Source organism: Terrabacter sp. GCM10028922 (assembly GCF_042666095.1).
Taxonomy (GTDB): domain Bacteria; phylum Actinomycetota; class Actinomycetes; order Actinomycetales; family Dermatophilaceae; genus Terrabacter.
The window spans coordinates 184,462-206,502 of sequence record NZ_JBHTFG010000036.1 but is presented as its reverse complement, the minus strand read 5'-3'; the positions used below and the strand labels follow the sequence as shown (position 1 = coordinate 206,502).

At 70.8% G+C, this 22,041-nt stretch carries 23 protein-coding genes; 13 read left to right on the top strand and 10 right to left on the bottom strand.

All coding sequences use genetic code 11. The features are described from left to right. Positions 1 to 210: 210 nt before the first annotated feature. Positions 211 to 2,193, top strand: a complete 1,983-nt coding sequence (locus ACFQU3_RS23600; protein WP_385914366.1) for a glycoside hydrolase family 43 protein — start codon at positions 211 to 213, stop codon at positions 2,191 to 2,193. Positions 2,194 to 2,252: 59 nt separating this feature from the next. Here the strand turns inward: ACFQU3_RS23600 and ACFQU3_RS23595 are convergent, their stop codons facing one another. Genes ACFQU3_RS23595 through ACFQU3_RS23585 form a run of 3 tightly spaced genes read right to left on the bottom strand, consistent with a single transcriptional unit; the run spans position 2,253 to position 5,406 of the window. Then, positions 2,253 to 3,104: a sugar phosphate isomerase/epimerase family protein gene (locus ACFQU3_RS23595; RefSeq protein ID WP_385914364.1), complete on the bottom strand. Its 852-nt coding sequence runs from the start codon at positions 3,102 to 3,104 to the stop codon at positions 2,253 to 2,255. After that, a complete protein-coding gene (locus ACFQU3_RS23590; protein ID WP_385914362.1) occupies positions 3,101 to 4,261 on the bottom strand; it encodes a dihydrodipicolinate synthase family protein in 1,161 nt (386 codons plus the stop codon). The genes ACFQU3_RS23595 and ACFQU3_RS23590 overlap by 4 nt, the downstream gene beginning before the upstream one ends. Further along, the gene (locus ACFQU3_RS23585) at positions 4,258 to 5,406 is read right to left on the bottom strand and encodes a Gfo/Idh/MocA family protein (protein WP_385914360.1); all 1,149 of its coding nucleotides are present in this window, start codon (positions 5,404 to 5,406) and stop codon (positions 4,258 to 4,260) included. Before ACFQU3_RS23585 ends, ACFQU3_RS23590 begins: the two co-directional genes overlap by 4 nt. Before the next feature lie 15 nt (positions 5,407 to 5,421). On the opposite strand from ACFQU3_RS23585, the gene ACFQU3_RS23580 reads away from it, so the two are divergent. The 3 genes from ACFQU3_RS23580 to ACFQU3_RS23570 all read left to right on the top strand — a co-directional run bounded on the left by ACFQU3_RS23580 (position 5,422) and on the right by ACFQU3_RS23570 (position 9,568). Next, a complete protein-coding gene (locus tag ACFQU3_RS23580) occupies positions 5,422 to 6,288 on the top strand; it encodes a sugar phosphate isomerase/epimerase family protein (RefSeq protein WP_385914358.1) in 867 nt (288 codons plus the stop codon). Positions 6,289 to 6,343: 55 nt separating this feature from the next. Beyond that, entirely contained in the window at positions 6,344 to 7,453 is a 1,110-nt protein-coding gene (locus ACFQU3_RS23575; protein ID WP_385914356.1) for a substrate-binding domain-containing protein, read from the top strand. A gap of 108 nt (positions 7,454 to 7,561) precedes the next feature. Continuing rightward, positions 7,562 to 9,568 (top strand): DUF2264 domain-containing protein, encoded by a 2,007-nt coding sequence (locus ACFQU3_RS23570; protein WP_385914354.1) that lies wholly within the window; start codon positions 7,562 to 7,564, stop codon positions 9,566 to 9,568. Between the two features lie 17 nt (positions 9,569 to 9,585). On the opposite strand, the gene ACFQU3_RS23565 is transcribed toward ACFQU3_RS23570, so the two are convergent. The 3 genes from ACFQU3_RS23565 to ACFQU3_RS23555 are packed head-to-tail and all read right to left on the bottom strand — an operon-like array spanning position 9,586 to position 11,411. Next, positions 9,586 to 10,284, bottom strand: coding sequence for a GAF and ANTAR domain-containing protein (locus ACFQU3_RS23565; RefSeq protein ID WP_385914352.1), 699 nt, complete (start codon positions 10,282 to 10,284; stop codon positions 9,586 to 9,588). A gap of 52 nt (positions 10,285 to 10,336) precedes the next feature. Next, complete coding sequence (locus tag ACFQU3_RS23560; RefSeq protein ID WP_385914350.1) at positions 10,337 to 11,080, bottom strand: ANTAR domain-containing protein; 744 nt, start codon at positions 11,078 to 11,080, stop codon at positions 10,337 to 10,339. Positions 11,081 to 11,102: 22 nt separating this feature from the next. Further along, positions 11,103 to 11,411, bottom strand: coding sequence for a hypothetical protein (locus tag ACFQU3_RS23555; protein WP_385914348.1), 309 nt, complete (start codon positions 11,409 to 11,411; stop codon positions 11,103 to 11,105). A gap of 193 nt (positions 11,412 to 11,604) precedes the next feature. On the opposite strand from ACFQU3_RS23555, the gene ACFQU3_RS23550 reads away from it, so the two are divergent. From ACFQU3_RS23550 to ACFQU3_RS23535, 4 genes are all read left to right on the top strand, one after another. Then, on the top strand, positions 11,605 to 12,243 hold the full coding sequence (locus tag ACFQU3_RS23550; RefSeq protein ID WP_385914346.1) for a hypothetical protein: 639 nt from the start codon (positions 11,605 to 11,607) through the stop codon (positions 12,241 to 12,243). 120 nt (positions 12,244 to 12,363) lie between these two features. Next, complete coding sequence (locus ACFQU3_RS23545) at positions 12,364 to 12,813, top strand: hemerythrin domain-containing protein (RefSeq protein ID WP_385914344.1); 450 nt, start codon at positions 12,364 to 12,366, stop codon at positions 12,811 to 12,813. 151 nt (positions 12,814 to 12,964) lie between these two features. Beyond that, positions 12,965 to 15,373 (top strand): molybdopterin oxidoreductase family protein, encoded by a 2,409-nt coding sequence (locus ACFQU3_RS23540; RefSeq protein ID WP_385914342.1) that lies wholly within the window; start codon positions 12,965 to 12,967, stop codon positions 15,371 to 15,373. Next, positions 15,370 to 15,852 (top strand): hypothetical protein, encoded by a 483-nt coding sequence (locus tag ACFQU3_RS23535; RefSeq protein WP_385914340.1) that lies wholly within the window; start codon positions 15,370 to 15,372, stop codon positions 15,850 to 15,852. Before ACFQU3_RS23540 ends, ACFQU3_RS23535 begins: the two co-directional genes overlap by 4 nt. Before the next feature lie 56 nt (positions 15,853 to 15,908). On the opposite strand, the gene ACFQU3_RS23530 is transcribed toward ACFQU3_RS23535, so the two are convergent. Next, entirely contained in the window at positions 15,909 to 16,406 is a 498-nt protein-coding gene (locus ACFQU3_RS23530; RefSeq protein WP_385914338.1) for a hemerythrin domain-containing protein, read from the bottom strand. 107 nt (positions 16,407 to 16,513) lie between these two features. Continuing rightward, positions 16,514 to 17,308 carry an SDR family oxidoreductase gene (locus tag ACFQU3_RS23525; protein WP_385914336.1) on the bottom strand — a complete coding sequence of 265 codons (795 nt, stop codon included), beginning with the start codon at positions 17,306 to 17,308 and terminating at the stop codon, positions 16,514 to 16,516. Positions 17,309 to 17,532: 224 nt separating this feature from the next. Between ACFQU3_RS23525 and ACFQU3_RS23520 the strand changes: the two genes are divergently transcribed. The 4 genes from ACFQU3_RS23520 to ACFQU3_RS23505 all read left to right on the top strand — a co-directional run bounded on the left by ACFQU3_RS23520 (position 17,533) and on the right by ACFQU3_RS23505 (position 20,150). Beyond that, a complete protein-coding gene (locus ACFQU3_RS23520) occupies positions 17,533 to 18,348 on the top strand; it encodes a hypothetical protein (RefSeq protein ID WP_385914334.1) in 816 nt (271 codons plus the stop codon). Then, positions 18,348 to 18,926, top strand: coding sequence for a phage holin family protein (locus tag ACFQU3_RS23515; protein WP_385914332.1), 579 nt, complete (start codon positions 18,348 to 18,350; stop codon positions 18,924 to 18,926). The genes ACFQU3_RS23520 and ACFQU3_RS23515 overlap by 1 nt, the downstream gene beginning before the upstream one ends. Further along, on the top strand, positions 18,923 to 19,531 hold the full coding sequence (locus ACFQU3_RS23510) for a DUF3618 domain-containing protein (RefSeq protein ID WP_385914330.1): 609 nt from the start codon (positions 18,923 to 18,925) through the stop codon (positions 19,529 to 19,531). The genes ACFQU3_RS23515 and ACFQU3_RS23510 overlap by 4 nt, the downstream gene beginning before the upstream one ends. A gap of 112 nt (positions 19,532 to 19,643) precedes the next feature. Continuing rightward, positions 19,644 to 20,150: a DUF4383 domain-containing protein gene (locus ACFQU3_RS23505; RefSeq protein ID WP_385914328.1), complete on the top strand. Its 507-nt coding sequence runs from the start codon at positions 19,644 to 19,646 to the stop codon at positions 20,148 to 20,150. A gap of 112 nt (positions 20,151 to 20,262) precedes the next feature. Here the strand turns inward: ACFQU3_RS23505 and ACFQU3_RS23500 are convergent, their stop codons facing one another. Further along, entirely contained in the window at positions 20,263 to 20,679 is a 417-nt protein-coding gene (locus tag ACFQU3_RS23500; protein WP_385914326.1) for a CBS domain-containing protein, read from the bottom strand. An 81-nt stretch (positions 20,680 to 20,760) separates the two neighbouring features. Next, positions 20,761 to 21,069: a hypothetical protein gene (locus tag ACFQU3_RS23495; protein WP_385914324.1), complete on the bottom strand. Its 309-nt coding sequence runs from the start codon at positions 21,067 to 21,069 to the stop codon at positions 20,761 to 20,763. 144 nt (positions 21,070 to 21,213) lie between these two features. Between ACFQU3_RS23495 and ACFQU3_RS23490 the strand changes: the two genes are divergently transcribed. After that, positions 21,214 to 22,041, top strand: a complete 828-nt coding sequence (locus ACFQU3_RS23490; protein ID WP_385914322.1) for a histidine phosphatase family protein — start codon at positions 21,214 to 21,216, stop codon at positions 22,039 to 22,041.

Sequence of the window (22,041 nt, the reverse complement as noted above, 5' to 3'; positions counted from 1 at the left end):
CGATGTTCGGCCGTGATCGAGTTCGCGTGTTTGTGTACGGGCTCTGGAACGCGCCGCGGGGATGCGTTTGCCTGTGTGTTGCCCTGTGGCGCCTCCCTCGGGCGTCACGTTTCCCAGAGGAGATCCGGTGACAACGTCGACACGGGAACGAGCCCGAACGCCCAAGAACCACAGTCCGGACCACAGCGCCACGCTGCCGTGGGGGCCCTCATGATCCGCCGCCGTCTCGCGCGTCGCGCCCGGGTCCTCAGCACGGTCGTGGCACTCGGCGTGCTCATCTCGGCGGTCGGTGCGGGAGCATCGAACGCCCTGGAGAAGGAGAGTGGCAGCATCAACCACCAGTACAGCTCCTTCCGCCCCGGAGAGGAGTGGCGCGACGCGTCCGGCGCCATCATCCAGGCCCACGGCGGTCAGGTGGTGCCCGCGGTCGACGACGACGGCCGGCGGATCTGGTACTGGTACGGCGAGGACCGGTCGAGGGGCTACTACGACAGCCCGGGCGTGCACCTCTACTCGTCCCACGACCTCTACAACTGGCGCGACGAAGGCCTCGCCCTGCGGGCCATGAGCTCCAAGGAGCAGTTCACCGACGACCCGTACTTCGCCTCGCTGTACCGCGGCTACACGCCGGACCAGCGTGAGGTCGTGTGGCGCGACCTGTCGACCAACAAGGTGCGAACCGACGGATGGGCGGCTCCCTCCATCCTCGAGCGACCCAAGGTCATCTACAACAAGGCCACCGGCATGTGGGTCATGTGGGTGCACTCCGACGGACCGTCCTCGCCGACCAGCACCTCCACGTACGCCCGTGCCGAGGCCGGTGTGGCCGTGAGCAGGTCGCCCAAGGGTCCCTTCCGGTGGATCGACTCCTACCGGCTCAACCGGGTGCCCAGTGACTCGGTGCCCTGGTGCGGCTCGTCGGCGGCGTTCGACCCCGCCGGCGGGATGGCGCGCGACATGAACCTCTTCGTCGATGACGACGGGACGGCGTACATCATCTACTCCTCCGAGGAGAACCGGACGATGTACATCTCCAAGCTCGACGCCGACTACACGTACCTGTCTGCCCCGCCCGACAAGGCCGTCCAGGGCAAGGACTTCGTGCGAACCCTGCCGTGCAGCCAGCGGGAGGCGCCCGCCATGTTCAGGTCCGGCGGGACCTACTACCTCGTGACCTCCGGGGCCACCGGCTGGGACCCCAACCCGGCGAAGTACGCCACGGCCACCGACATCCTCGGAACGTGGACGGACAAGGGCAACCCCGTCCTTCCCGCCGGCGCTGCCACCACGTTCCGCTCCCAGAGCACCAACGTGATCCCGCTCGACCGCGCCGGCAACCGGTTCGTGTTCATGGCCGACCGCTGGACCCCCAGCTCGCTCGCGACGGCGCCGTACGTGTGGATGCCGATGTCGTTCGGCGAGGGCGGCAGCCTCACGGTCGGCCCGGACGCGGAGTGGCGGCTGGAGGACCTGCAGCCGTACGAGCGGTGGACGATGGACACGACGGTTCCCGACCACGTGTGGCTGCGGGACACGAGCAGTCTCCCGTCCAGCGTGCAGGTGACGACGTCCGGCAGGACCGAGACGCTGGGTGTGACGTGGGACGCCACCACCGTCGCGCAGCCCGGCCCGGCCAAGGTGCGTGGGACGCTCTCCGACGGCCGGAGCTTCACACGCGACATCGTGGTCGTGCCCCACAACCTCCGGTACGTCGTGAACGCAGGGGGAGCGGCGACGGCCGACTGGACGCGGACGATGCAGGCCGCCGCCACCGAGGGAACCCTGCTCAACTCCGTGCCCGAGCAGCCCCTCGGGGTCGACCCGCAGACCGGCGCGACCTGGGGGTTCACGGGGACCAGCGGTACCTACGGCGGTGCGGGGGACGGCCTCTACAGCACCCTGCGCTGGGCCAAGAACAAGGAGAGCCTCGTCTACACGTTCAAGGGACTCGAGCCCGGCACCTACACGGTCCACGCCGGCTACTGGGACCCCTGGCCGTGGGCCAACCGCGCCGCTCGCGTGAGCATCAACGGCAGCATCGTCGACGAGCAGCGTTTGTTCACAAGCAGCTTCACCGCCGGAGAGTACGCCGACATCGTCGTTGGCGAGGACGGGACCGTCGTGGTCACCGTCGCGCCGACGCGGTCGCCGGACATCCAGCTGAGCTGGCTGATGGTCTCCCGCCAGGGCTGAGCCCGGTACGGCCGTGCGGCAGGTTCGGGGCCGATGCGCAGAGCGCGTCGGCCCCGAACTCACGCCCCGCCGGGTGAGCCGACGACGACGTCGAGGTAGCGCTGCTTCATCGTCGCGACGACGGCATCGGGGTCGGCCGCCCAGACGTCGGCGTTGAAGATCTCGACCTCGATGTCGCCCGTGTAGCCGGCGGCGGTGACGAGCTGGAGGTGGTGGCCGAAGTCGATGTGGCCGTCTCCCATCATGCCGCGCGAGAGGAGCGCGTCGGCGGGGAGAGGGGTGATCCAGTCGCAGACCTGGAAGCCGGCGATGCGGTTCGAGCGTCCCGCGCGTGCGAGCTGGGCCTCGAGCTGTGGGTCCCACCAGACGTGGAACGAGTCGACGACGACGCCGACCTGCTCGCTGGGGAACTGCTCGGCGAGGTCGAGCGCCTCGCCGAGCGTGGCGAGGACGCCGCGGTCGGCGGTGAAGATCGGGTGCATGGGCTCGAGCGCGAGCCGCACGCCGCGGTCGCCAGCGACCGGGGCGAGGCGGGCGATGCCCTCTGCCACGCGCGCGCGGGCCGCCGGCAGGTCGCGCGAGCCCTCGGGGAGTCCGCCGACGACCATGACGAGGCAGCCAGCGTCGAGAGACGCCGCCTCGTCGATCGCACGCAGGTTCTCGTCGATGGCGGACTCGAAGGCGGAAGCGTCTGTGGCGGTGAGGAACCCGCCGCGGCACAACGACGACACGCGCAGTCCCGCGTCGTCGATCAGGGCCCGGGCCCGCTCGACGCCGATCTCGGCGAGCGGTTCGCGCCACACGCCGATGGAGTGCAGGCCCGCGCGCACGCAGCCAGCAACCGCCTCGGGCAGGGTCCACGAATTGGTCGTCTTCTGGTTGAGCGACAGGCGTTCCAGCGAGGCGGTCATCGGGTGAGCCCTGCGGTCGCGAGGAGGCTGCCAAAGCGCTGCGCCGCGAGGTCGGGGTCGGGCAGGAGCCCTGCGGCGTCCGCGAGGCGGAGGGTCTCGGCCAGGTGCACGACGGAGCGTGCGCTCTGCAGGCCGCCGACCATGGTGAAGCCCGGCTGGTGCCCGCTCAGCCAGGCGAGGAAGGCGATACCGGTCTTGTAGTAGTACGTGGGGGCGGCGAAGACGTGCCGGGCGAGCGGGAGCGTCGGCTCGAGGTAGGAGTCGTATGCCGCCGCGTCGCCGTCGTCGAGCGCGTGCAGTGCCGCCCCTGCCGCCGGGGCGATGGCCGCGAAGATGCCGAGGAGGGCGTCCGAGTGGTGCGTGCCGTCGCCCTTGATGAGCTCGGGGTAGTTGAAGTCGTCGCCCGTGTAGAGGCGCACCCCCTCGGGGAGCGCTGCGCGCAGCGCCTTCTCGTGGTCCGCGTCGAGCAGGGACACCTTGACGCCGTCGACGACGTCGGCGTGGTCGGCGATGACGGTGAGGAGGTTCTTCGTCGCGACGTCGACGTCGTCCGAGCCCCAGTACCCGGCGAGTGCCGGGTCGAAGGCGGTCCCGAGCCAGTGCAGGATGACCGGACGCTCGGCCTGGCGAAGGAGCCGGTCGTAGACCCGGGCGTAGTCGTCGAACCCGGTCGCGACCCGGGCGAGCTGGCGGCTGGCCATGATGATGGCCTGTGAGCCCGTCGACTCGACGAACTCGAGCTGCTGCTCATAGCCGGCGAGGACCTCGTCGACGGACGACACGTCGGGGGACAGGTGGTCCGTCCCTGCGCCGGAGGCGATGCGGGCGCCCAGCTCGGCGGCCTGTCCGGCGGAGCGGCGGATCAGCTCCTGCGTCGTCGCCCAGTCGAGACCCATGCCCCGCTGGGCGGTGTCCATGGCCTCGGCGACGCCGAGGCCATGGGCGAACAGGTGCCGGCGGAAGGCCAGCGTCGACTCCCAGTCGACGACCGCGGGGGCTCCGGGCACGTTGTCGCCGAGCGGGTCGGCGACAACGTGGGCGGCCCCGAAGGCGACGCGCGTGGTGAACGGGATGGTGGTCGTCGGCCAGTCACGGGGTCCACGTAGCTCGAGCCGGTCCCAGGTCCCGTCGGCGCGAGGCACGTCGAGGGACGTCATGCCGACAGCCTCCCGAGCTCGATCCGGCGACCCTGCGCCGAGGACTGCAGGCCGGCCTCGGCGAGGCGCACGCCGCGTGCGCCGGCGAGGAAGTCGTACGCGTGCTCGCCCTCGCCGACCACGTACCGCAGGAACTGCTCCCACTGCGCCTTGAAGCCGTTGTCGAAGGCAGCGTTGTCGGGGACGGGGTGCCACTGGTCGCGGAACTGCGTCGCCTCGACGAGGTCGGGGTTCCAGACCGGCTTCGGGGTCTCGGCGCGGTGCTGGACCACGCAACGGTGCAGGCCGGCAACGGCGCTGCCCTCGGTGCCGTCGACGTGGAACTCGACGAGCTCGTCGCGATGCACCCGTGTCGCCCACGACGAGTTGATCTGGGCGATGACGCCACCCTCGAGCTCGAAGATGCCGTACGCCGCGTCGTCAGCCGTCGCGGCGTACCTGCGGCCCTGCTCGTCCCATCGCTCCGGGATGTGCGTCACCGTCCTGGCCGTGACGGCCTCGACCCGGCCGAAGAGGTTCTCCAGGACGTAGTTCCAGTGGCAGAACATGTCGGTCGTCATGCCACCGCCGTCCTCCTTGCGGTAGTTCCAGCTCGGCCGCTGCGCGGGCTGCCAGTCACCCTCGAAGACCCAGTAGCCGAACTCGCCCCGGACCGAGAGGATGCGGCCGAAGAAGCCACTGTCGATGAGCCGCTTGAGCTTGAGCAGCCCGGGCAGGTAGAGCTTGTCGTGGACGACGCCGTGCTTGACACCGGCCTCGGCGGCGGCCGAGGCGAGGCGCAGTGACCCCTCGAGCGACTCGGCGACGGGCTTCTCGGTGTAGACGTGCTTGCCGGCCGCGATGGCCTTGAGGATGGCCTCCTCGCGGACGGTGGTCAGCTGGGCGTCGAAGTAGATCGTGTCGTCAGGGTTGGCCAGGGCTGCGTCGAGGTCGGTCGTCCAGCGGTCGACCTCGTGGCGCTCCGCGATCTCCTTGACCTTGTCGGGGTTTCGCCCGACGAGGACCGGGTCGACCTGGAGACGCGAGCCGTCGCTCAGCTCGACACCACCCTGCTCCCGGATCGCGAGGATCGAGCGCACGAGGTGCTGCCGGTACCCCATGCGCCCCGTGACGCCGTTCATGATGATGCCGATCGATCGTGCCATGAGTGCTCCTGACGGATGACTAGGAAAGCGTTTTCCGTCAACTCTAGATGGAGGCTCGGACTGTGTGCAATAGTTGGTCGGTCAGTTTGGAATGCGTTTACCGAGAGGACGACTTTGCCGGCGCCGGGTCTGGTCTCCGTCACGTTGCGCCACCTCCCGCCCGAGGAGGTGGCGCTGGCGGCCGGCGCTGCGGGGCTGACCTGCGTCGAATGGGGGGCAGACGTGCACGCCCCGCCCCTCGACGCGCCACTCCTCGAACGGTGCCGAGAGGCCTCCGCCTCCGCCGGCCTGCGGATCGCCTCCTACGGTTCCTACTGGAAGGCGGGCAGCTCGAGCGCCGACGAGGGTGAGGCCGTGCTGGCCGCGGCGAGCATCCTGGGGGCACCGCGGGTCCGGGTCTGGGCGGGACAGCTCGGCAGTGAGCACACCGACGCCGAGACCCGCATGCACGTGGTGCACGCGCTCCGGTCGCTCGGGCGACGCGCGGCTGACCTGGGCCTCGAGATCGCGGTGGAGCATCACCCCGACACGCTCAGTGACACGGCTGCGATGACCCTTCGTCTCCTCGACGAGGTCGGCTCGGATGTCGTGACCACCTACTGGCAGCCGGACATCGGCCAGCCGACGCCCCTGGCGCTCGCGGAGCTCGACGCGCTTCTCGAGGCCGTCCCCGAGCGCCTCAGCGCGGTCCACGTTTTCGCCTGGTGGCCCGCCCATGAGCGTCACGAGCTGGCCACCCGGGAGGACCTCTGGGCGCCGGCGTTGGACCGGATCCGGGAGTCGGCACCGGGCTGCGACGTGATGCTGGAGTTCGTCCCCGGCGACTCCGTCGAGGTGCTCGTCGACGAGGCGCGGACCCTTCACCGGCTCCTCGCCACCTGAGCCGGTCAGGTCCGGAACCGATGCGGGCGAACCGAGCAGCGACTGGAGGTGTCAGATGGCCGACGAGAGGCTCTTCGCCGCGCAGCGACATGAGCGACTGCTCGACGAGCTGCGCCGTGCCGGTGCCGTGCGCGTCCGTGAGCTCGCCGAGCTGCTGGGCGTGAGCGAGCTGACGGTGCGTCGTGACATCTCCGCACTGGCTGCGCGAGGTGCGCTCACGAAGGTCCACGGTGGTGCGACCCTTCCGATGCAGGCCGAGCGGCCCGAACCACGGCGCGCCCGGTCGGCCACCCCTCGCTTCACCATCGGCATGGTCGTGCCGTCCCTGGACTACTACTGGCCCCCGGTCGTCACCGGCGCCCGTACGGCGGCGACCGCGCAGGGCGTCCAGATCCAGCTGCGCGGGTCGAGCTATGACCCCGAGGAGGACCGACGCCAGATCACGCGGCTCATCGAGTCGCAGCAGGTGCAGGGCCTGCTGCTGGCGCCCAACGTGGACTCCGAACGCGTCGACGGGCTGATCGAGTGGATCGGTGGCCTCCAGGTGCCCACGATCCTCGTCGAGCGCCAGGCGCCGCGGTGGACTCCGACGACGAGGCAGCTCGAGTGGGTGCGCAGCGACCATGCCCTCGGGTTGGAGCTGGCCGTGCGCCACCTCGTCGAGCAGGGCCATCGGCGCCTGGGTCTGCTGCTGTCGAAGGGCAGCCCGACGTCGGTGCACCTCGAGCGGGGCTGGGTGGCCGCCTGTGCCGACCTCGGGATCCCCGACGACTTCGTCGTCCGGGAGTCGGTGAGCCTGGACGCGCCGGGCCACCGCGCGATCATCGCGGGGGTGCTCGACCGCTGTCGGGAGTCGGACACCACTGCCCTGATCATCCACAGCGACCCCGACGCGCTGTCCGTCCAGCAGTACTGCGCGGAGGTCGGCATCCGGATCCCCGAGGAGCTGGCGGTCGTGGCCTACGACGACGAGGTCGCCAACCTGGCGCAGCCCGCGATGACGGCCGTCAGGCCGCCGAAGCACCAGGTGGGTCGACTGGCGGTCGAGATGATGGTCGCTCGACTGGTCGAGGGCAGGCGCCGGCCGACGCAGCGGGTGCTCGTCGTGCCGGAGCTCGTCATCAGGGCCTCCTCGGTCGTCCTCGCCGACGCCCTCAGGCTGTAGGTTGGTAAACGCTTTCCCAGTCGCCGTCCGATGGAGGCCTTCGCGTGACCACTCCCGCCGCCCCGGCACCCTCTCCCTCCGTGTCGACGCCTGTCGCGAAGGACCCCCGTGACCTCGACTGACCCGCTCCACCCTTCCGACCGCGACGACCACGACGACCGGTCGCCGATCACCGGCCTGACGCGCGCCCACTGGAGCGGCGCGGCCGACCGGATGCTCCTGTCCTTGAGGCCGTATGCGACGGCCGACCGCTCCGGGTTCCGTCTCCCCGGGCGCACCAGCCGCTACGGCGAGCGCAGCGACTCCCTCGAGGCGTTCGCGCGCAGCTTCATGCTCGCCGCGTTCCGCCTCAAGGGCGAGGACGGGACGGATGCCCACGGACTCGCCGAGTGGTACGCCGACGGGCTGGTCGCCGGGACGGACCCCACGTCGAGCACGCGGTGGCCCCGGCCCGACGAGCTCGACCAGGCCAAGGTCGAGGCGGCCTCGATCGCGCTGGGTCTCCACCTGACCCGACCCTGGATCTGGGACAGGCTGCAGGACGCGCAGCGGGCATCGATCGTCGACTGGCTCGAGTCGGTCGTCGGCGGCCGCTACCCGCCGATCAACTGGGTGTGGTTCCAGGTCGTCGTCGAGACGTTCCTGTGCTCGGTCGGTGCGCGCTGGTCGGCCGAGGACGTCGAGTCGGGCCTGGCCGTGCACGAGTCGCTCTACCGGGGCGACGGCTGGTACGCCGACGGTCCCGAGCGCGCGTACGACCACTACGCGGGGTGGGCGCTGCACTTCTACCCGCTCGTGTGGGCGGACATGGCCGGGCCGCAGCTGTGTCCAGCAACGCGCCGACGCGCGTATGCCGCCCGGTTGCGCCGCTTCCTCGACGACGCCGTGGCGCTCGTCGGCGCCGACGGCGCGCCGCTACTGCAAGGTCGCAGCCTGATCTACCGCTTCGCGGCGGCGGCCCCGCTCTGGGTGGGAGCTGCGACCGGGGAGAGCGACCTCGACCCCGGGCTGATCCGTCGGGCGTGCTCCGGCATGCTGCGGCACTTCGTCTCGCACGGGGCGCCCGACGACCGCGGCCTGCTGACGCTGGGGCTGCGGCACGCGTGGCCCCGGATGGCACAGGACTACTCCGGGTTCGGTTCGCCGTACTGGGCGGCGAAGGGGTTCTACGGCCTGTCCCTTCCCGAGACGCATTCCGTCTGGACCGCCGTCGAACAGCCACTGCCGCTCGAGCGCGCCGACACGAGTCGTGTCATCGCCGCTCCTGGCTGGCTGGTCAGTGGCACCAAGACCGACGGCATCGTGCGCGTCGTCAACCACGGGACCGATCACTCGACACCGGGGGACGACCGCACCGACTCGCCGCTCTACGCCCGTCTCGGCTACTCGACGGCCACGATCCCGCCACTGGTGGGCGCAACGCTCGGCTCGCCGTCCGACAACTCCGTCGGCGTCCTCGACGGAGCCGGGAACGTGAGTCATCGCAACGGTTTCGTCGCGCTGGGGACGTCGATGAGCGACGCGGTCGCCATCGGTGCGTCGCGGGCGCGTGCCCACTGGGTGGACGCCTCGGCCGACACGTCTCCGGACCACGGCTCCGGCCGGCCGGGTGTCGTGACCAGCGGCCCCTGGATCACGACCGCGTCCGCGGTGCACGGTGCGACCGAGGTGCGCGCAGTACGCGTCGACCCCTCCGACCGTGGCGGGTCGGACGAACGGGAGCTGACGCTGGAGGTCAGTGGGTGGCCGCTTGCCGGCGGGCTGGAGCAGAGGCCGCACAGGGAGGTCGACGTCGCCCATGTGCGCTCGGGGTCCCTGCTGTCGCAGGTGGTCCCGCTCTCGGACCCCGAACGATGGTCAGGCGGCGTGCGGGAGGAGCGGGGAACCAGCCCACTGGGTGAGGTCACGCTCGTCCCCGTCCTGTCGAGGCAGCTGCTGTCCGATGAAGCCGGCGTGCACGTGGTCGCGGTGACCCTGTGCGGATCCACGATGGATCCCGTGCCCCGAGAGGATCTCCCGAGCATCGTCGAGGTGTCCACGGGGCCGGTCGCTGACGTGGTACGCATCGCGTGGCGTGACGGCACCCTGACGGAGCTGTCGCTGCCCTCGCTGTGATCGGCCTGAGCACGCCCTCACGGTTCGTTGCGGTTGAGGCGGACGATCCAGTGGGCGAACTCGCTGACGGTGATGCCGGCGCGCATCGCCGAGTCGCGTAGTCGGGCGGCGGCAACCTCCGGTGTCACGTGCTTGGCCGCGGCAACGATGCCCGTCGCCATGTCGACGACGTGGAGGTCCTGCAACCGCTCCGGCGCCTTCACCGCCTCGCGCCGGGTGGCGAACGCCAGGTCGGCATTCGTGACCGCCTCGCTGCCCTCCGCGCCGAACAGGGATGCCAACGTCTCGTGGTGTCGTTCGAACGTGTCCGCTTCACTGCCGTAGAGGTTGACCCCCGCCACGACCCGGCCGCCGACGGTGACGGGAAGGGACAGACTGCTGCGCACACCCCGCGCCGCCGCGGCCTGCGCGAACACGTGCCATGCGCGCTCGTCCATGACGTCGGAGTCTGACGCGACCGTCTCTCCGGTCCGCAGAGACTCCTCACAGGGTCCGTCGTCGAGGTACTGGGCGGCGTCGAGGACGGCCAGGTCCGGATCAGAAGAGACGTACGTCATCGTGACGCCGTGCTGGACGAGCGTGAGGCTGAACCCGACCAAGCCGGGAACGACGTTCGCCAGGCTGTCAGCGACCTCCGCCGTGGCGAGGTCGAGCTCGTCGTCCTCGTACTGGGACAGCAGTCGCAACGCGTGACGTGTCTGAGGCAGCGGTTCCATGCTCTCCTGTTACCCACAGCGCGGTGCTCGACAGCGCGTGTGGACGCCTCTCTCAGCTGCGCCCGTGGGGCGTGACGTCCACGACGCCGGTGTCGATGACGTCCAGCGCGACGTCGTGCAGCTTGCGGTTGGTGTTCTGGCTCGCGATGCGGAGCAGATCGAAGGCCTGGTCCCTCGTGAGCTTGTGCTGCGCCATCAGCACGCCGATGGCCGCGCCGATGTCGCGGTTCGACTCGAGCGCACGTTCCAGGTGCTTCGCCTGTTCGCGCAGATGCGCCGCGGTGACGGCCTGGGCGGCGTGCGTGGTCAGGAGAAGACCTTCCGCGACGTCGCGCTCGTCGAAGGCGTCCACCTCCCGCGCGTACATGTTCATCCCGGCGATGGTCCCGGTCGACTCGAGGTTCATCCTGTAGGAGAGCATGCTGCGCATCCCGAGCTCACCCACGACACGTCTCCCGTACTCGGGCCAGCGGCCGTCAGAGCCGAGGTCCTTCGGCTGGTAGAGCGTCTGCTCGACGATGGCGTCGATGCACGGTCCCGAGCCGAGCTCGTACTGGATGGCGTCCGCCCGCCTCACCACGTCGTCGGTGGACCCTGCGGTGGTGAACCGGCCCTGCTTCAGGGTCGTGATGCTCGCCCCGGCCGCCGCCGGCACGCGTTCGACGGCCAGGCGCGTCACGGCGTCGAAGGGGTTCGGCTGCGACGAGCTGCTGAGCTGCTCTCCGAGCCGCTCGAAGTCCTCCGCCACACGGCGCAGGTGGCCGGCGACGTCCGACTCGATCGTCTTGTCATTCATGCGGTGACCTCGGAACCGTCGTTCAGCCCGGCTCTGCCTCTTCGGATGCACGCCGCCGGTCCTCCTCGGCATCGGCCGCCCCGACCGGAACGCCGTCGTCCTCGTCACCGTGGTCGGGCCAGGCTGCCGCGCCCGAGCCCTCGTCGAGGGCGTCCTCGGTGTCGTCATCGCCGCGAGCGCGTTCCTCGTCGGCGCGGACATCCTCCGCGCCGACCGGGACGCCCTGGTCCGTCGACCTCCCCGCGGTCTGATCCGCGTCGTCTGCTGAGCTCATCGCCGCGGCTGCCAGCCCGGCGCCGGGAGCGACGGGAAAGCCCGGTTGGTTCGTCATGTCTGCCTCCTTCGGGTGGCCGGACGGTGCCGACCCTGCCCTATTACCCGCTGGGCGACTGCGATCACCTCCGTCGGCCTCGCATCTGGGTTGAGCGCTCACTCTGGGCGTGGTTCGCGCACCGGTCGGGCCGCGGGCCGCGTGTCTGGCCGTTCTCGTTGCCGAGGCGGCTCCAGTGGAGAAGTCTGGGCTCATGATCACCGCGCTGCGCAAGGGCCTGGTCGACGGGTTGCGGGTCATCGTTGCCGGTGCTCGCTCGCTCGACGACGTGCCGCACGACGTCTACCTGGTCGACCTGGCACCGACGGCCGGGGCAGCAGCAGAGGGTCGGTTCGACGAGGTGCCCTACCTGGAGTGCCTCGAGCCGGTCCTCGAGCTGGCGGGCGGCGCGCCGTCGTGGGTCGTCGACGTCTCGCGAAGGCATCGCGGTGACCGCGCCGGTGTGGGGGAGGCGCACCTCTCGGTGCTCATCGCCGTGGGCGCCCCACCCGCCACGGGCGGGTGGGTGCCGGACCTGACGCCGGTGATGCGAAGCGCGTTCTCCCGCATGGTGGGTCAGTTCGCACCGGGCCCGCCGGTGGCGCTTCCACGCCCTGAGGCACTGGATGCGGCGGTTGCGGCGGTGGTGCATGCCTATCCCGATGTCGACCCGGAGACACTGTCCCTGACGGACGAGGAGCACCACGCCGAGGCAGGCCAATGGTCCTTCGGCCTGTCGGTGCCCGGAGCCACCCGGTTCCGCGTGTTGCTCGGTCTCGTACCGGGGCTGCCCGGCTCAGCCCACGTGCACCGTATGCCGCTGGGCGAGGTCGTCGACTCCGTGGGGCCGTGACGCGCCGCCCGTCCCCGACGTGATGGTCGAACGCCGACTGGGTACTTGAAGCGCGAAGGCGAGCTCCGCGGTCGACCGTGGTGGCTCGCACATCCGTACCGCGTAGGGGAGAGGCTGACCATGTCCGGTGTCATCACGCTCATCAAGGACGACCACGCCAAGCTGGAGTCCGTCTTCAAGAAGCTCGAGTCCGCCGAGCCCGACCAGATCCGCGACCTGCTCGAACAGGTCACGGAGATGCTCGTGCCGCACTCGAAGGCCGAGGAGGAGGTCGTCTACCCGGCGATCAAGGCCACCGTGCCCGACGAGGGCGAGGACGTCGACGACGGTCTCGAGGAGCACCACCACGTGGAGTCGACTCTCGCACAGCTGCGGTCCTCCGAGCCGGATGCGCCCGGCGTCGACGGGCTGATCGCCGCGATGATCGGCGAGGTGCGCCACCACGTGGAGGAGGAGGAGCAGCAGATCCTGCCGGCCTTCGCGAAGGCGGCGAGCAACCAGCAGCTGAGCGAGCTCGGTGAGCAGTTCACCGCCGCGAAGGAGCGCGCGCTCGCCGACCTGCGTCGGTGACCGCAGCAGCCGTCCCGGGGGCCTTGGTGACCAGGGCCCCCGCGGTCCTGCTCCAGCGGCCGAGCGGGTAAGGGGGCGCTGACGGCCGGGACGCCCGGTCCGGACCATTGAGCCGCTCGCCGACGGCATTCGCTCGACGAGGAGGACAGCAGTGAGTACCGAAGACCGCATCACCGACGTCTGGGGTGACCGAACGCCGTACGCCAGGGGTGACCGCTGGCCCGACCGTGTCGACCAGCATCTGGCCGCCGGCACCCGCGACGAGGACGTCGACCGCTGGGTGCAGAGCGCCTCGACACTCCACTCGAACGGGGACGCCTTCGACATCGCCGTCCGCGACGGCCGGATCGTCGGCGTGCGTGGCCGGTCCGGCGACCGCGTCAACCACGGGCGGCTCGGGCCGAAGGACCTGTTCGGATGGCAGGCCATCCAGTCGCCCGACCGCCTGACCAGCCCCCTCGTGCGCCGCGACGGGCGACTCGTCGAATGCTCCTGGGACGAAGCGATGGACGCCGTCGTACGCCGCACGCGCGAGCTGCTCGACGAGCAGGGACCCAGCGCCGTCGGCTTCTACACGACGGGTCAGCTCTTCCTCGAGGAGTACTACACGCTCGCGCTCGTCGCGCACGGCGGCATCCGGACCAGCCACGTCGACGGCAACACGAGGCTCTGCACGGCCACGGCGGCCGAGGCCCTCAAGGAGTCGTTCGGCAGCGACGGGCAGCCGGGCTCCTACACCGACCTCGACCACGCCGACGCCGTCGCGCTCTTCGGGCACAACGTCGCCGAGACCCAGACGGTGCTCTGGATGCGGATCCTCGACCGCCTCGCGGGGGAGGACCCGCCCGCCATCCTCTGCGTCGACCCGCGCCCGACCCCCGTCGCCAAGGCCGCGACGGTGCACCTCGCGCCACGGCCGGGCACCAACCTCGCCCTCATGAACGCGCTGCTCCACGAGGTGATCGCCCGCGGTCACGTCGACGAGGGATGGGTCCATGCACACACCGTCGGCTACGACGACCTCGAGAAGACGGTCAGCCGCTACTCGCCGGACGTCGTCAGCACCATCTGCGACGTGCCGGCGGCCGACATCCGCGCCGCCGCCGATCTCGTGGGAGAGGCGGAGGCACTCGTGTCGACCGTGCTGCAGGGCTTCTACCAGTCCCACCAGGCCACGGCCGCCGCGGTCCAGGTCAACAACCTCCACCTGCTGCGCGGCATGATCGGCCGGCCAGGCTGCGGCATCCTCCAGATGAACGGTCAGCCGACCGCACAGAACACCCGCGAGTGCGGCGCCGACGGCGACCTCGCCGGCTTCCGCAACTGGAGCAACCAGGCCCACGTCGCCGACCTCGCCCGCGTCTGGAACATCGAGCCGAAGCAGATCCCGCACGCGACGCCGCCGACGCATGCGATGCAGATCATGCGCTACGTCGAGGACGGATCCATCCGGCTGCTCTGGGTGTCGGGCACCAACCCCGTGGTCTCGATGCCGGAGCTCGCCCGAATGCGCTCCATCCTCGCGCAGGACCGGCTCTTCCTCGTCGTGCAGGACATCTTCCTCACCGAGACGGCCCAGCTCGCAGACGTCGTGCTCCCCGCTGCGGCGTGGGGCGAGAAGACCGGCACGTTCACCAACGCCGACCGCACGGTGCATCTGTCCGAGAAGGCGGTGGACCCGCCCGGCGAGGCGCGCTCCGACCTCGACATCCTCATCGACTTCGCGCGGCGGGTGGGCCTGCAGGACAAGGACGGTCACCCACTTGTGAAGTGGTCGACACCGGAGGACGCGTTCGACGCGTGGCGCGAGTGCAGTCGCGGCCGACCGTGCGACTACAGCGCGCTCAGCTACGACAAGCTGCGCGGCGGCGGCGTCCAGTGGCCGTGCACCGACGAGGCGCCGGGCGGGACGGAGCGGCTGTACGCCGGGGGTGTCTTCTGGGCGTCACCCGACGAGTGCGAGAGCTACGGTCGCGACCTCGTGACGGGGGCGCCCGTCGAGGAGCAGGAGTACCGCGCGCTCAACCCCTACGGGCGCGCCGTGATCAAGGCGGCCGACTACCGGCCGGCGCACGAGCTGCCCGACGAGCAGCACCCGCTCCAGCTCGTCACCGGCCGCACCGTCTACCACTTCCACACCCGCACGAGGACGGCTCGGGCCCCCGAGCTGCAGGCCGCCGCGCCCGAGGTGTGGGTCGAGGTGTCACGGCACGACGCAGCCACCCACGGCCTGCGCGAGGGGGACCTCGCAGAGGTCCGGACCCCGCGCGGAGAGGTGCAGGCGCGGGTACGGGTCAGCGGCATACGGCCCGGGGTCGTCTTCCTGCCGTTCCACTACGGCTACTGGGACACTGGGGAGGGCTGGCGTCCGGGCGACCACGGTCGGGCTGCGAACGAGCTCACCGCCACCGACTGGGACCCGGCGTCCAAGCAGCCGATCTTCAAGACCGCCGCGTGCTCGGTGCGCAAGGTCGCGGACGGCGACGGCACACCCGCACCCGCCCCACGCACGACGGCATCCGCACCGCTGGCCGACGCGACGGAAGGAGAGCGCCGATGAAGATCGGGACGGTGCTGAGGGACCTGCACAGCGACGAGAACGAGCTCGCCCGCACCCTGCTGAGGGTGGCGGACCAGCACCGCGCGGACCACGAGGTCTTCCACCTGGGGCGTGACCTCGCCGAGTGGTCGGTCCGGCACGTGCGCGAGATCGCGGCCATCGCCGGGGCCTTCGGGGAGGAGCTCGACCCGGCACCCGACGGCACCCCGTCGCTCCTGGACGAGGCCCGCCGCTGGATCTCTGAACGGGGCGGCCGGTCGAGGGCGACCGAGCTGGTCATGGTGCGCGACCTCCGCGAGGTGTACCTGCGCGCCTCCAGCGTGCTCACCGACTGGGAGATGATCGGCCAGGCAGCGCAGGCGATCGGGCACGACGACCTCCTCGAGCTGGCGACGCGGTGCCAGGCGGAGACGAAACGGCAGGCCACGTGGGCGAACGCCAAGATCAAGGAGGTGTCGACCCAGGCACTCGTCGTCTGAGCCCGACGAAGGCCCGACCGTCGCATGGTGGTCGGGCCGTCGTCCCGGGCGCGAGGTCAGGAGACGACCGCGTCGACGGCCTTCTTCATGGCGCTCGGCTGCTCCGGCCGGCGCGGAGCGCGCCGCTTCGCCTCGAGCAGCTCCTCACCGAGCTCCTGCAGCTGCTTGCGCCCGAGACCCGCGCGGACCCTGGGGAACCACTCCTGCTCCTCTTCCTCCATGTGGTGCTCGACGTTCTCGATGAGCACCGTGGTCTTGGCGTCGAACCGCTCGTCGGTGGCGTCCATGGCCGCCAGCTCGACGCAGAGGACGTCGGCGACGTGGTGCTCCTCGTACGACTCCAGCACGTCGTCCTCCAGGTCCGGCAGCAGCTCGCGGACCCGGGGGTACATGACCTCGTTCTCGACGTAGGTGTGCACGGTGAGCAGCTCGAGGATCGTGTCGACGACGGTCTGCTTCTGCACCGGCGTCTGGTCCGGCTTGCGGAAGGCGCGGAACTGCCTGCGCACCTCCTGGTGGTCTTCCCTCAGCAGGACGATGGCGTCCTTCGACATGGCACTCCTCTTCGATCACGACTGGGACGGTGAACATCTCGCCCGGCAGGGCGATGTCGGCTCCTCCGTACCCAGCACGCGTCCCTGGTGCACCGGGAACGCAGGCATCACAGCCGGCGCCAGCCCGGGTCCGCGTCGTCGTGACCGTGGGCGCTCATGAGCATGAGCCCGCCGTCGACGGCGTACGACGAGCCGGTCACGTAGGTCGAGCGCGGGGAGGCGAGGAAGCCGACCACCGACGCCACCTCGTTGACGTGACCGGGCCGGCCGAGAGGGTTGCCGGGACGAGAGGTGCGGTAGGCGTCCTCCTCGTCCTGGCCGGTCATCTCCGTGGCGATCTCGCCCGGGGCGACGGCGTTGACGGTGATGCCGTGCTCGGCGAGCTCCAGGGCCAGCACCTTCGTCAGCATGCCGAGCCCGGCCTTGGCCGCGCAGTAGGCGGCAGCCCCGAGCCGCGGCACGTGCTCGTGGACGCTCGTCACATTGATGATGCGCCCGCCGCGTCCCGCCTCGACCATGCGCCGTGCGGCGTGGCGGGCGCAGAGGAACGGGCCGGTGAGGTCCGTGGCGAGGACCTGGTTCCACGTGGCGAGGTCGAGCTCGAGCGCCGCGGTCGAGTGGCCCGTCCCGGCGACGTTGACGAGCACGCCGATGCCGCCCAGCTCGTCGGCGAGGCGGTCGACCGTCTCGCCTGCCGCCGACGAGGCCGCGTCGAACGGCTCCACCGCGCAACGCTGCCCACGTTCCTTGACGTCCGCGGCAGTGCGCCGCGCGCCCTCGTCGTCCTCGTGCACGGTGAGCCCGATGTCGAAGCCCTCCGCGGCCAGCAGCAGTGCGGTGGCGCGGCCGATTCCGGAGTCGGCTCCGGTGACGACGGCGATGCGGGGGAGCGTTCCGCTCATGGTCGGTCTCCTTCGGTGGGTTGTCGATCTGTCTGGTTCCTACCCGAACCGGACGACCGCGCAGCCAAGTGACGTACCCGTTTCCCCGCGGCCCCACCCACCCCGACGCCGGGTGGTTCGGCCGGGTGCGCGGTGGGTACCCATGAGTCGCAACACCTGCTCACGCGGGCGGCTCGAGACAGGGGCCAGACCCGGGCGAGCGCGCACGAAAGGGACATCACCCCATGACCGAACGACCCTATGAGACAACTGTGCCCGACGACCTGACCGCAGGCGCAGCGTCCACGTCGACCGCCACCAGCGGTGCTTCACCGACAGGCACCACGTCCCAGTACCAGGGCACGACAGAGGGGACCGGCACCAGTGTCGGCGCCGAGGCGAAGTCCGTGGCCTCCGACGCCAAGGACAGCGGGCGCCAGGTGGCGCAGACCGCGGCCTCCGGCGTCAAGGACGTCGCCTCGGAGGCGAGCACGCAGCTGCGCCAGCTCTTCGACCAGCTCCGCACCGAGCTGGACGGCCAGGCGTCGTCACAGGGACAGCGGGCCGCCAGCGGACTGCGCTCGCTCGCCAACGAGCTGCGCCAGATGGCGTCCAGCACCCAGCAGCAGGGACTCGCAGGCGAGGCTGCCCAGCAGGCAGCGGACCGCGCCGGATCCTTCGCCGACTGGCTCGAGAACCGTCAGCCCGGAGACATGCTCGAGGAGCTCCGCTCACTCGCTCGTCGCCGACCCGGCGCCTTCCTCCTCGGCGCCGCAGCCCTTGGTCTGCTCGGCGGCCGGATGACCCGTGGACTCACGGGTGACAGTGGCACGAGCCGTGCGGGATCGATGGGCGGCGCGCGCACCGCGGGCTACCCGACGAGCGGCACGGGTGCCGCCATGCCGGCGCCGGTCGCACCGGCTACGTCGCCGGTGCGCAGCGAGCCGTACACGGTGGGTGTGCGCGACAGCGACACCCACGCGGTCACCTCGATGACCGGAGGCGTGACGTCCGACCCGCTCGACGAGACGCTCACCGAAGGCCGAGGCGGGGTGCGCTGATGAGCACCGTGCCCGAAGGCGACACCGGCCGAGACGCACTCGGGTCGCCCACAGCCATGGGCGCCGGGTCGACCGGCGCGTATGCCGCGGCCGATCCGACGGTCACGACCACCTCCTCTGCGCCGAGGGAGCGAGCCGACGACACGGCATACGCCCCACCCCGGTACACCGAGGAGAGCTCGCACGAGAAGGCGGAGCACGCCTCCATCGGTGAGCTGGTCGGTGACATCAGCCAGGGGCTGACCACCCTGCTGCGGCAGGAGGTCGAGCTGGCCAAGGCGGAGGTCCGTGAGTCCGCGACGCGGGCCGGAAAGGCCGCCGGTCAGTTCGGCGCCGCTGCCCTCGCGGGATGGATGACCCTGCTCTTCCTCTCGATCGCCGTGTGGGAATGGCTGTCCGGCGTGCTGGACAGCCGGGGTTGGGCCGCCGTCATCGTCATGGCCGTCTGGGGGATCGCCGCGGCGATCCTCGCAGCGATGGGACGTCGCACGACACAACAGATCCAAGGACTGCCGCGCACGACGGAGACCGCCAAGCGGGTCCCGGACGCGCTGAAGGGAAACGAGGAAACCCGATGAGCACGAACTACCCGACCACGAACGACCCGGATGCCATCCGGGCAGACATCGAACGCACGCGTGAGGAGCTGAGCCGGGACGTCAACGCCCTGGGTGAGTCGGTCAGCCCGGGCCACATCGCGCAACGGCAGGCCGACAAGGTCAAGGGCCGTGCAGCCGCGCTGCGGGAGCGCGTCATGGGCACGGCGTCGGACGCCGGCGACCGCGCCTCGGGCATGGCCCACGGTGTGGGTGGCGCCGCCTCCCAGGCGGGCTCCGCCGTGGAGCGCAAGACCCAGGGCAACCCGCTGGCTGCCGGAGTCATCGCCCTGGGCGCCGGCTGGCTCGTCGGCTCGCTCCTGCCGGCGTCGCAGAAGGAGCGTGAGCTCTCGCAGGCCATCAAGGACAAGGCGGAACCGGTGATCCAGGAGGCACAGAGCGTCGCCAAGGACGCGGCCAGCGAGTCGGCCGAGCACCTCAAGCAGCCGGCGCAGGAAGCCGCCGAGGCGGTCAAGGAGAAGGCGAAGTCAGCCGCCGACGACGTCAAGCAGGAGGGGCAGCAGGCCGCGAGCGACGTGCGCGAGAGCGCCTCCGAGTCCGCCGGCACCGTCAGGAACCAGCCGTAGCAGCGATGATCCCGCTGCCCGACTGGGTGAGCCGGGTGTGGAGGGTCGGCAGGACGTCCTGTGGACTCTCCGCCCTGACGCTGGAAACAGCTTGCAAGAGAAAGGTATTCACATGGATCGCACGACAACTCGCGCCCCTGCCGGAGGTCTGACGCGGACCAGGGTGCAGCGTGCTGCCCTCGCTGTCGGCATCGTCTTCCTGCTCGTCGGCATCGCCGGCTTCATCCCCGGGATCACGTCCGACTACAGCGACCTGGGATTCGCCGGACACGAGTCCGACGCGAAGCTGCTCGGCATCTTCCAGGTCTCGATCCTGCACAACCTCGTCCACCTGCTCTTCGGCGTCGTGGGAGTCGTGGCGGCGCGCAGGTGGAGCACCTCACGGAGCTACTTGATCTGGGCCGGGGTCATCTACGTCGTGCTGTGGGTCTACGGCCTCGTCATCGACAAGGAGTCGGGCGCCAACATCGTCCCCGTCAACAACGCGGACAACTGGCTGCACCTCGTCCTCGGGCTCGGCATGATCGCGCTCGGTCTCGTCCTGGGCAGGCAGCATGCCGGAGCTGTGGGTCATGACGACACCGTGGCCGGTCGCGGCGGCGCCCGTGGGGTCCGTTGACCGCCGTGGAGTGAGTCCGCTCCTGCCACACGCTGGGCCGCTCACGCTCGAGGCCCCGACCGTCCAGGTCGGGGCCTCAGCCTTGGCGCGTCAGGAGCGCGTCAGTAGCGCGTCAGCGGCCGGAGGAGATGGCCTGGATCAGGTCACCGGCCGACTCGTCAGGGAGTGACTTCGCGAGATCTGCCTGGCTGAGCATCCCGACGAGGTCGTGCCCGTCGATGACGGGCAGCCGGCGCACCTGGTACTGGCTCATCGTCCGCAAGGCCTCCTCGAGACTGTCGTCGGCCCCGATCGTGACGGGTTTGCCCTCGCCGAGCTGGCCGGCGGTCACGGTGTTCGGGTCGTCACCGCGAGCCAGCACCTTCACGACGATGTCTCGGTCGCTGACCATGCCCTTGAGCCGGTTGTCCTCGCCGCAGATCGGCAGGGCGCCGACGTCGAGGTCGGCCATCTTGCGTGCCGCGTCGACGAGCGTCTCGTTCTCGCCCACGCACTCGGCCCCGGCCGTCATTGCGTCTCGTACTTTCATGCTGTGTCCTCCTTCGGACGTTCGGTGCTCTACGACCACCCGTCGACCAGCCACTGACACGTCGCGGGAAGTCGCCGTTGGTCAGGAGCCGGCGCGCGCGCGGTGACTGTGCCGGCCGCCCTCGGCGGCCCGCGCGCAGTGCGAGCAGCAGAAGACGGTCCCGTCCTCCTCGACGCCGTGGCCGAGGACGCGGCAGCCGCAGTGGCCGCACGCGGGCGCCCAGTCGGTGACGGCGCACTCGAGGCTGTCGTACGTGCCGGACCGGTCTCCCCGGGTGATCGTGAAGCTCCGGTCGTAGTCGTTGCCACACATGTCGCACACGCCCATGAGTGCCCTCTCCTTCGTCGCGGAGCGGATGCGCTCCTGCGTCGGAGATACCCGCACCTGCACCACCGAAACGTCGACACCGGCGGTGCTGGGCGGATCCCGTCGGCTCCCGGGCGCCGGCGGATGGTGCGACGGATGGTGCGTCGGGTGTTGCGTCGGCCACGACGCTGGGTATCAGCCTCCTGTCGGCCGAGAGAAGGAGACCGGGTGTCGATCGAACCGAGCAGTGCGCCGGTGCGCACGCACGTCGAGGAGCTCGTCCTGGTCCGTCACGGCGAGAGCATCGGCAACCTCGCTGACGCAGAGGCGCGCCGGCGCGGGGCCGGGCGGCTGGACCTGGAGACGCGGGACCCGGACACGCCTCTCTCGCGGCGTGGGGAGCACCAGGCGGACGTCCTGGCGCGCCACGTGGCCGGGTTCGGCGAGCAGCAGCGGCCCCAGGTGGTCCTCAGCTCGCCGTACGCGAGAGCCGCGCAGACCGCGCGGATCGTGGCGGACGCGCTCGACCTCGAGCCCGCACTGGACGAGCGCCTGCGCGAGCGCGACCTGGGGGTCTTCGACGGACTGACGGGACTCGGCATCCGGGAGCACCACCCCGAGGAGGCCGAACGGCGTTCTCGGCTCGGCAAGTTCTACTACCGCCCGCCGGGTGGCGAGAGCTGGACCGATGTGGCCCTGCGCGTGCGTCAGGTGCTGATCGACGTCGCCGCGCTCCACGCCGACCGGCGGGTGTGGGTCTTCACGCACCAGGCAGTCATCATGAGCTTCCGGCTCGTCCTCGAGGGTCTCGACGAGCGGCGCCTCCTCGACGTGGAGAGGGACGAACCGCTCGGCAACTGTTCGATCACGCGTTACGTACGCCGCGAGGACGGCGCGCTCGAGCTGGTCTCCTTCGCCGACACGACGCACCTCGAGACCTCCGAGGTGGAGGAGACGCACGAGGAGCCGGCCGAGCCGGATGCCGGTGGTGCCCACGGGGTCGATCGGCCGCAGGGTGCGGGCACAGGTGCCGGCCGAGCCGGTGACGAGAGGTAG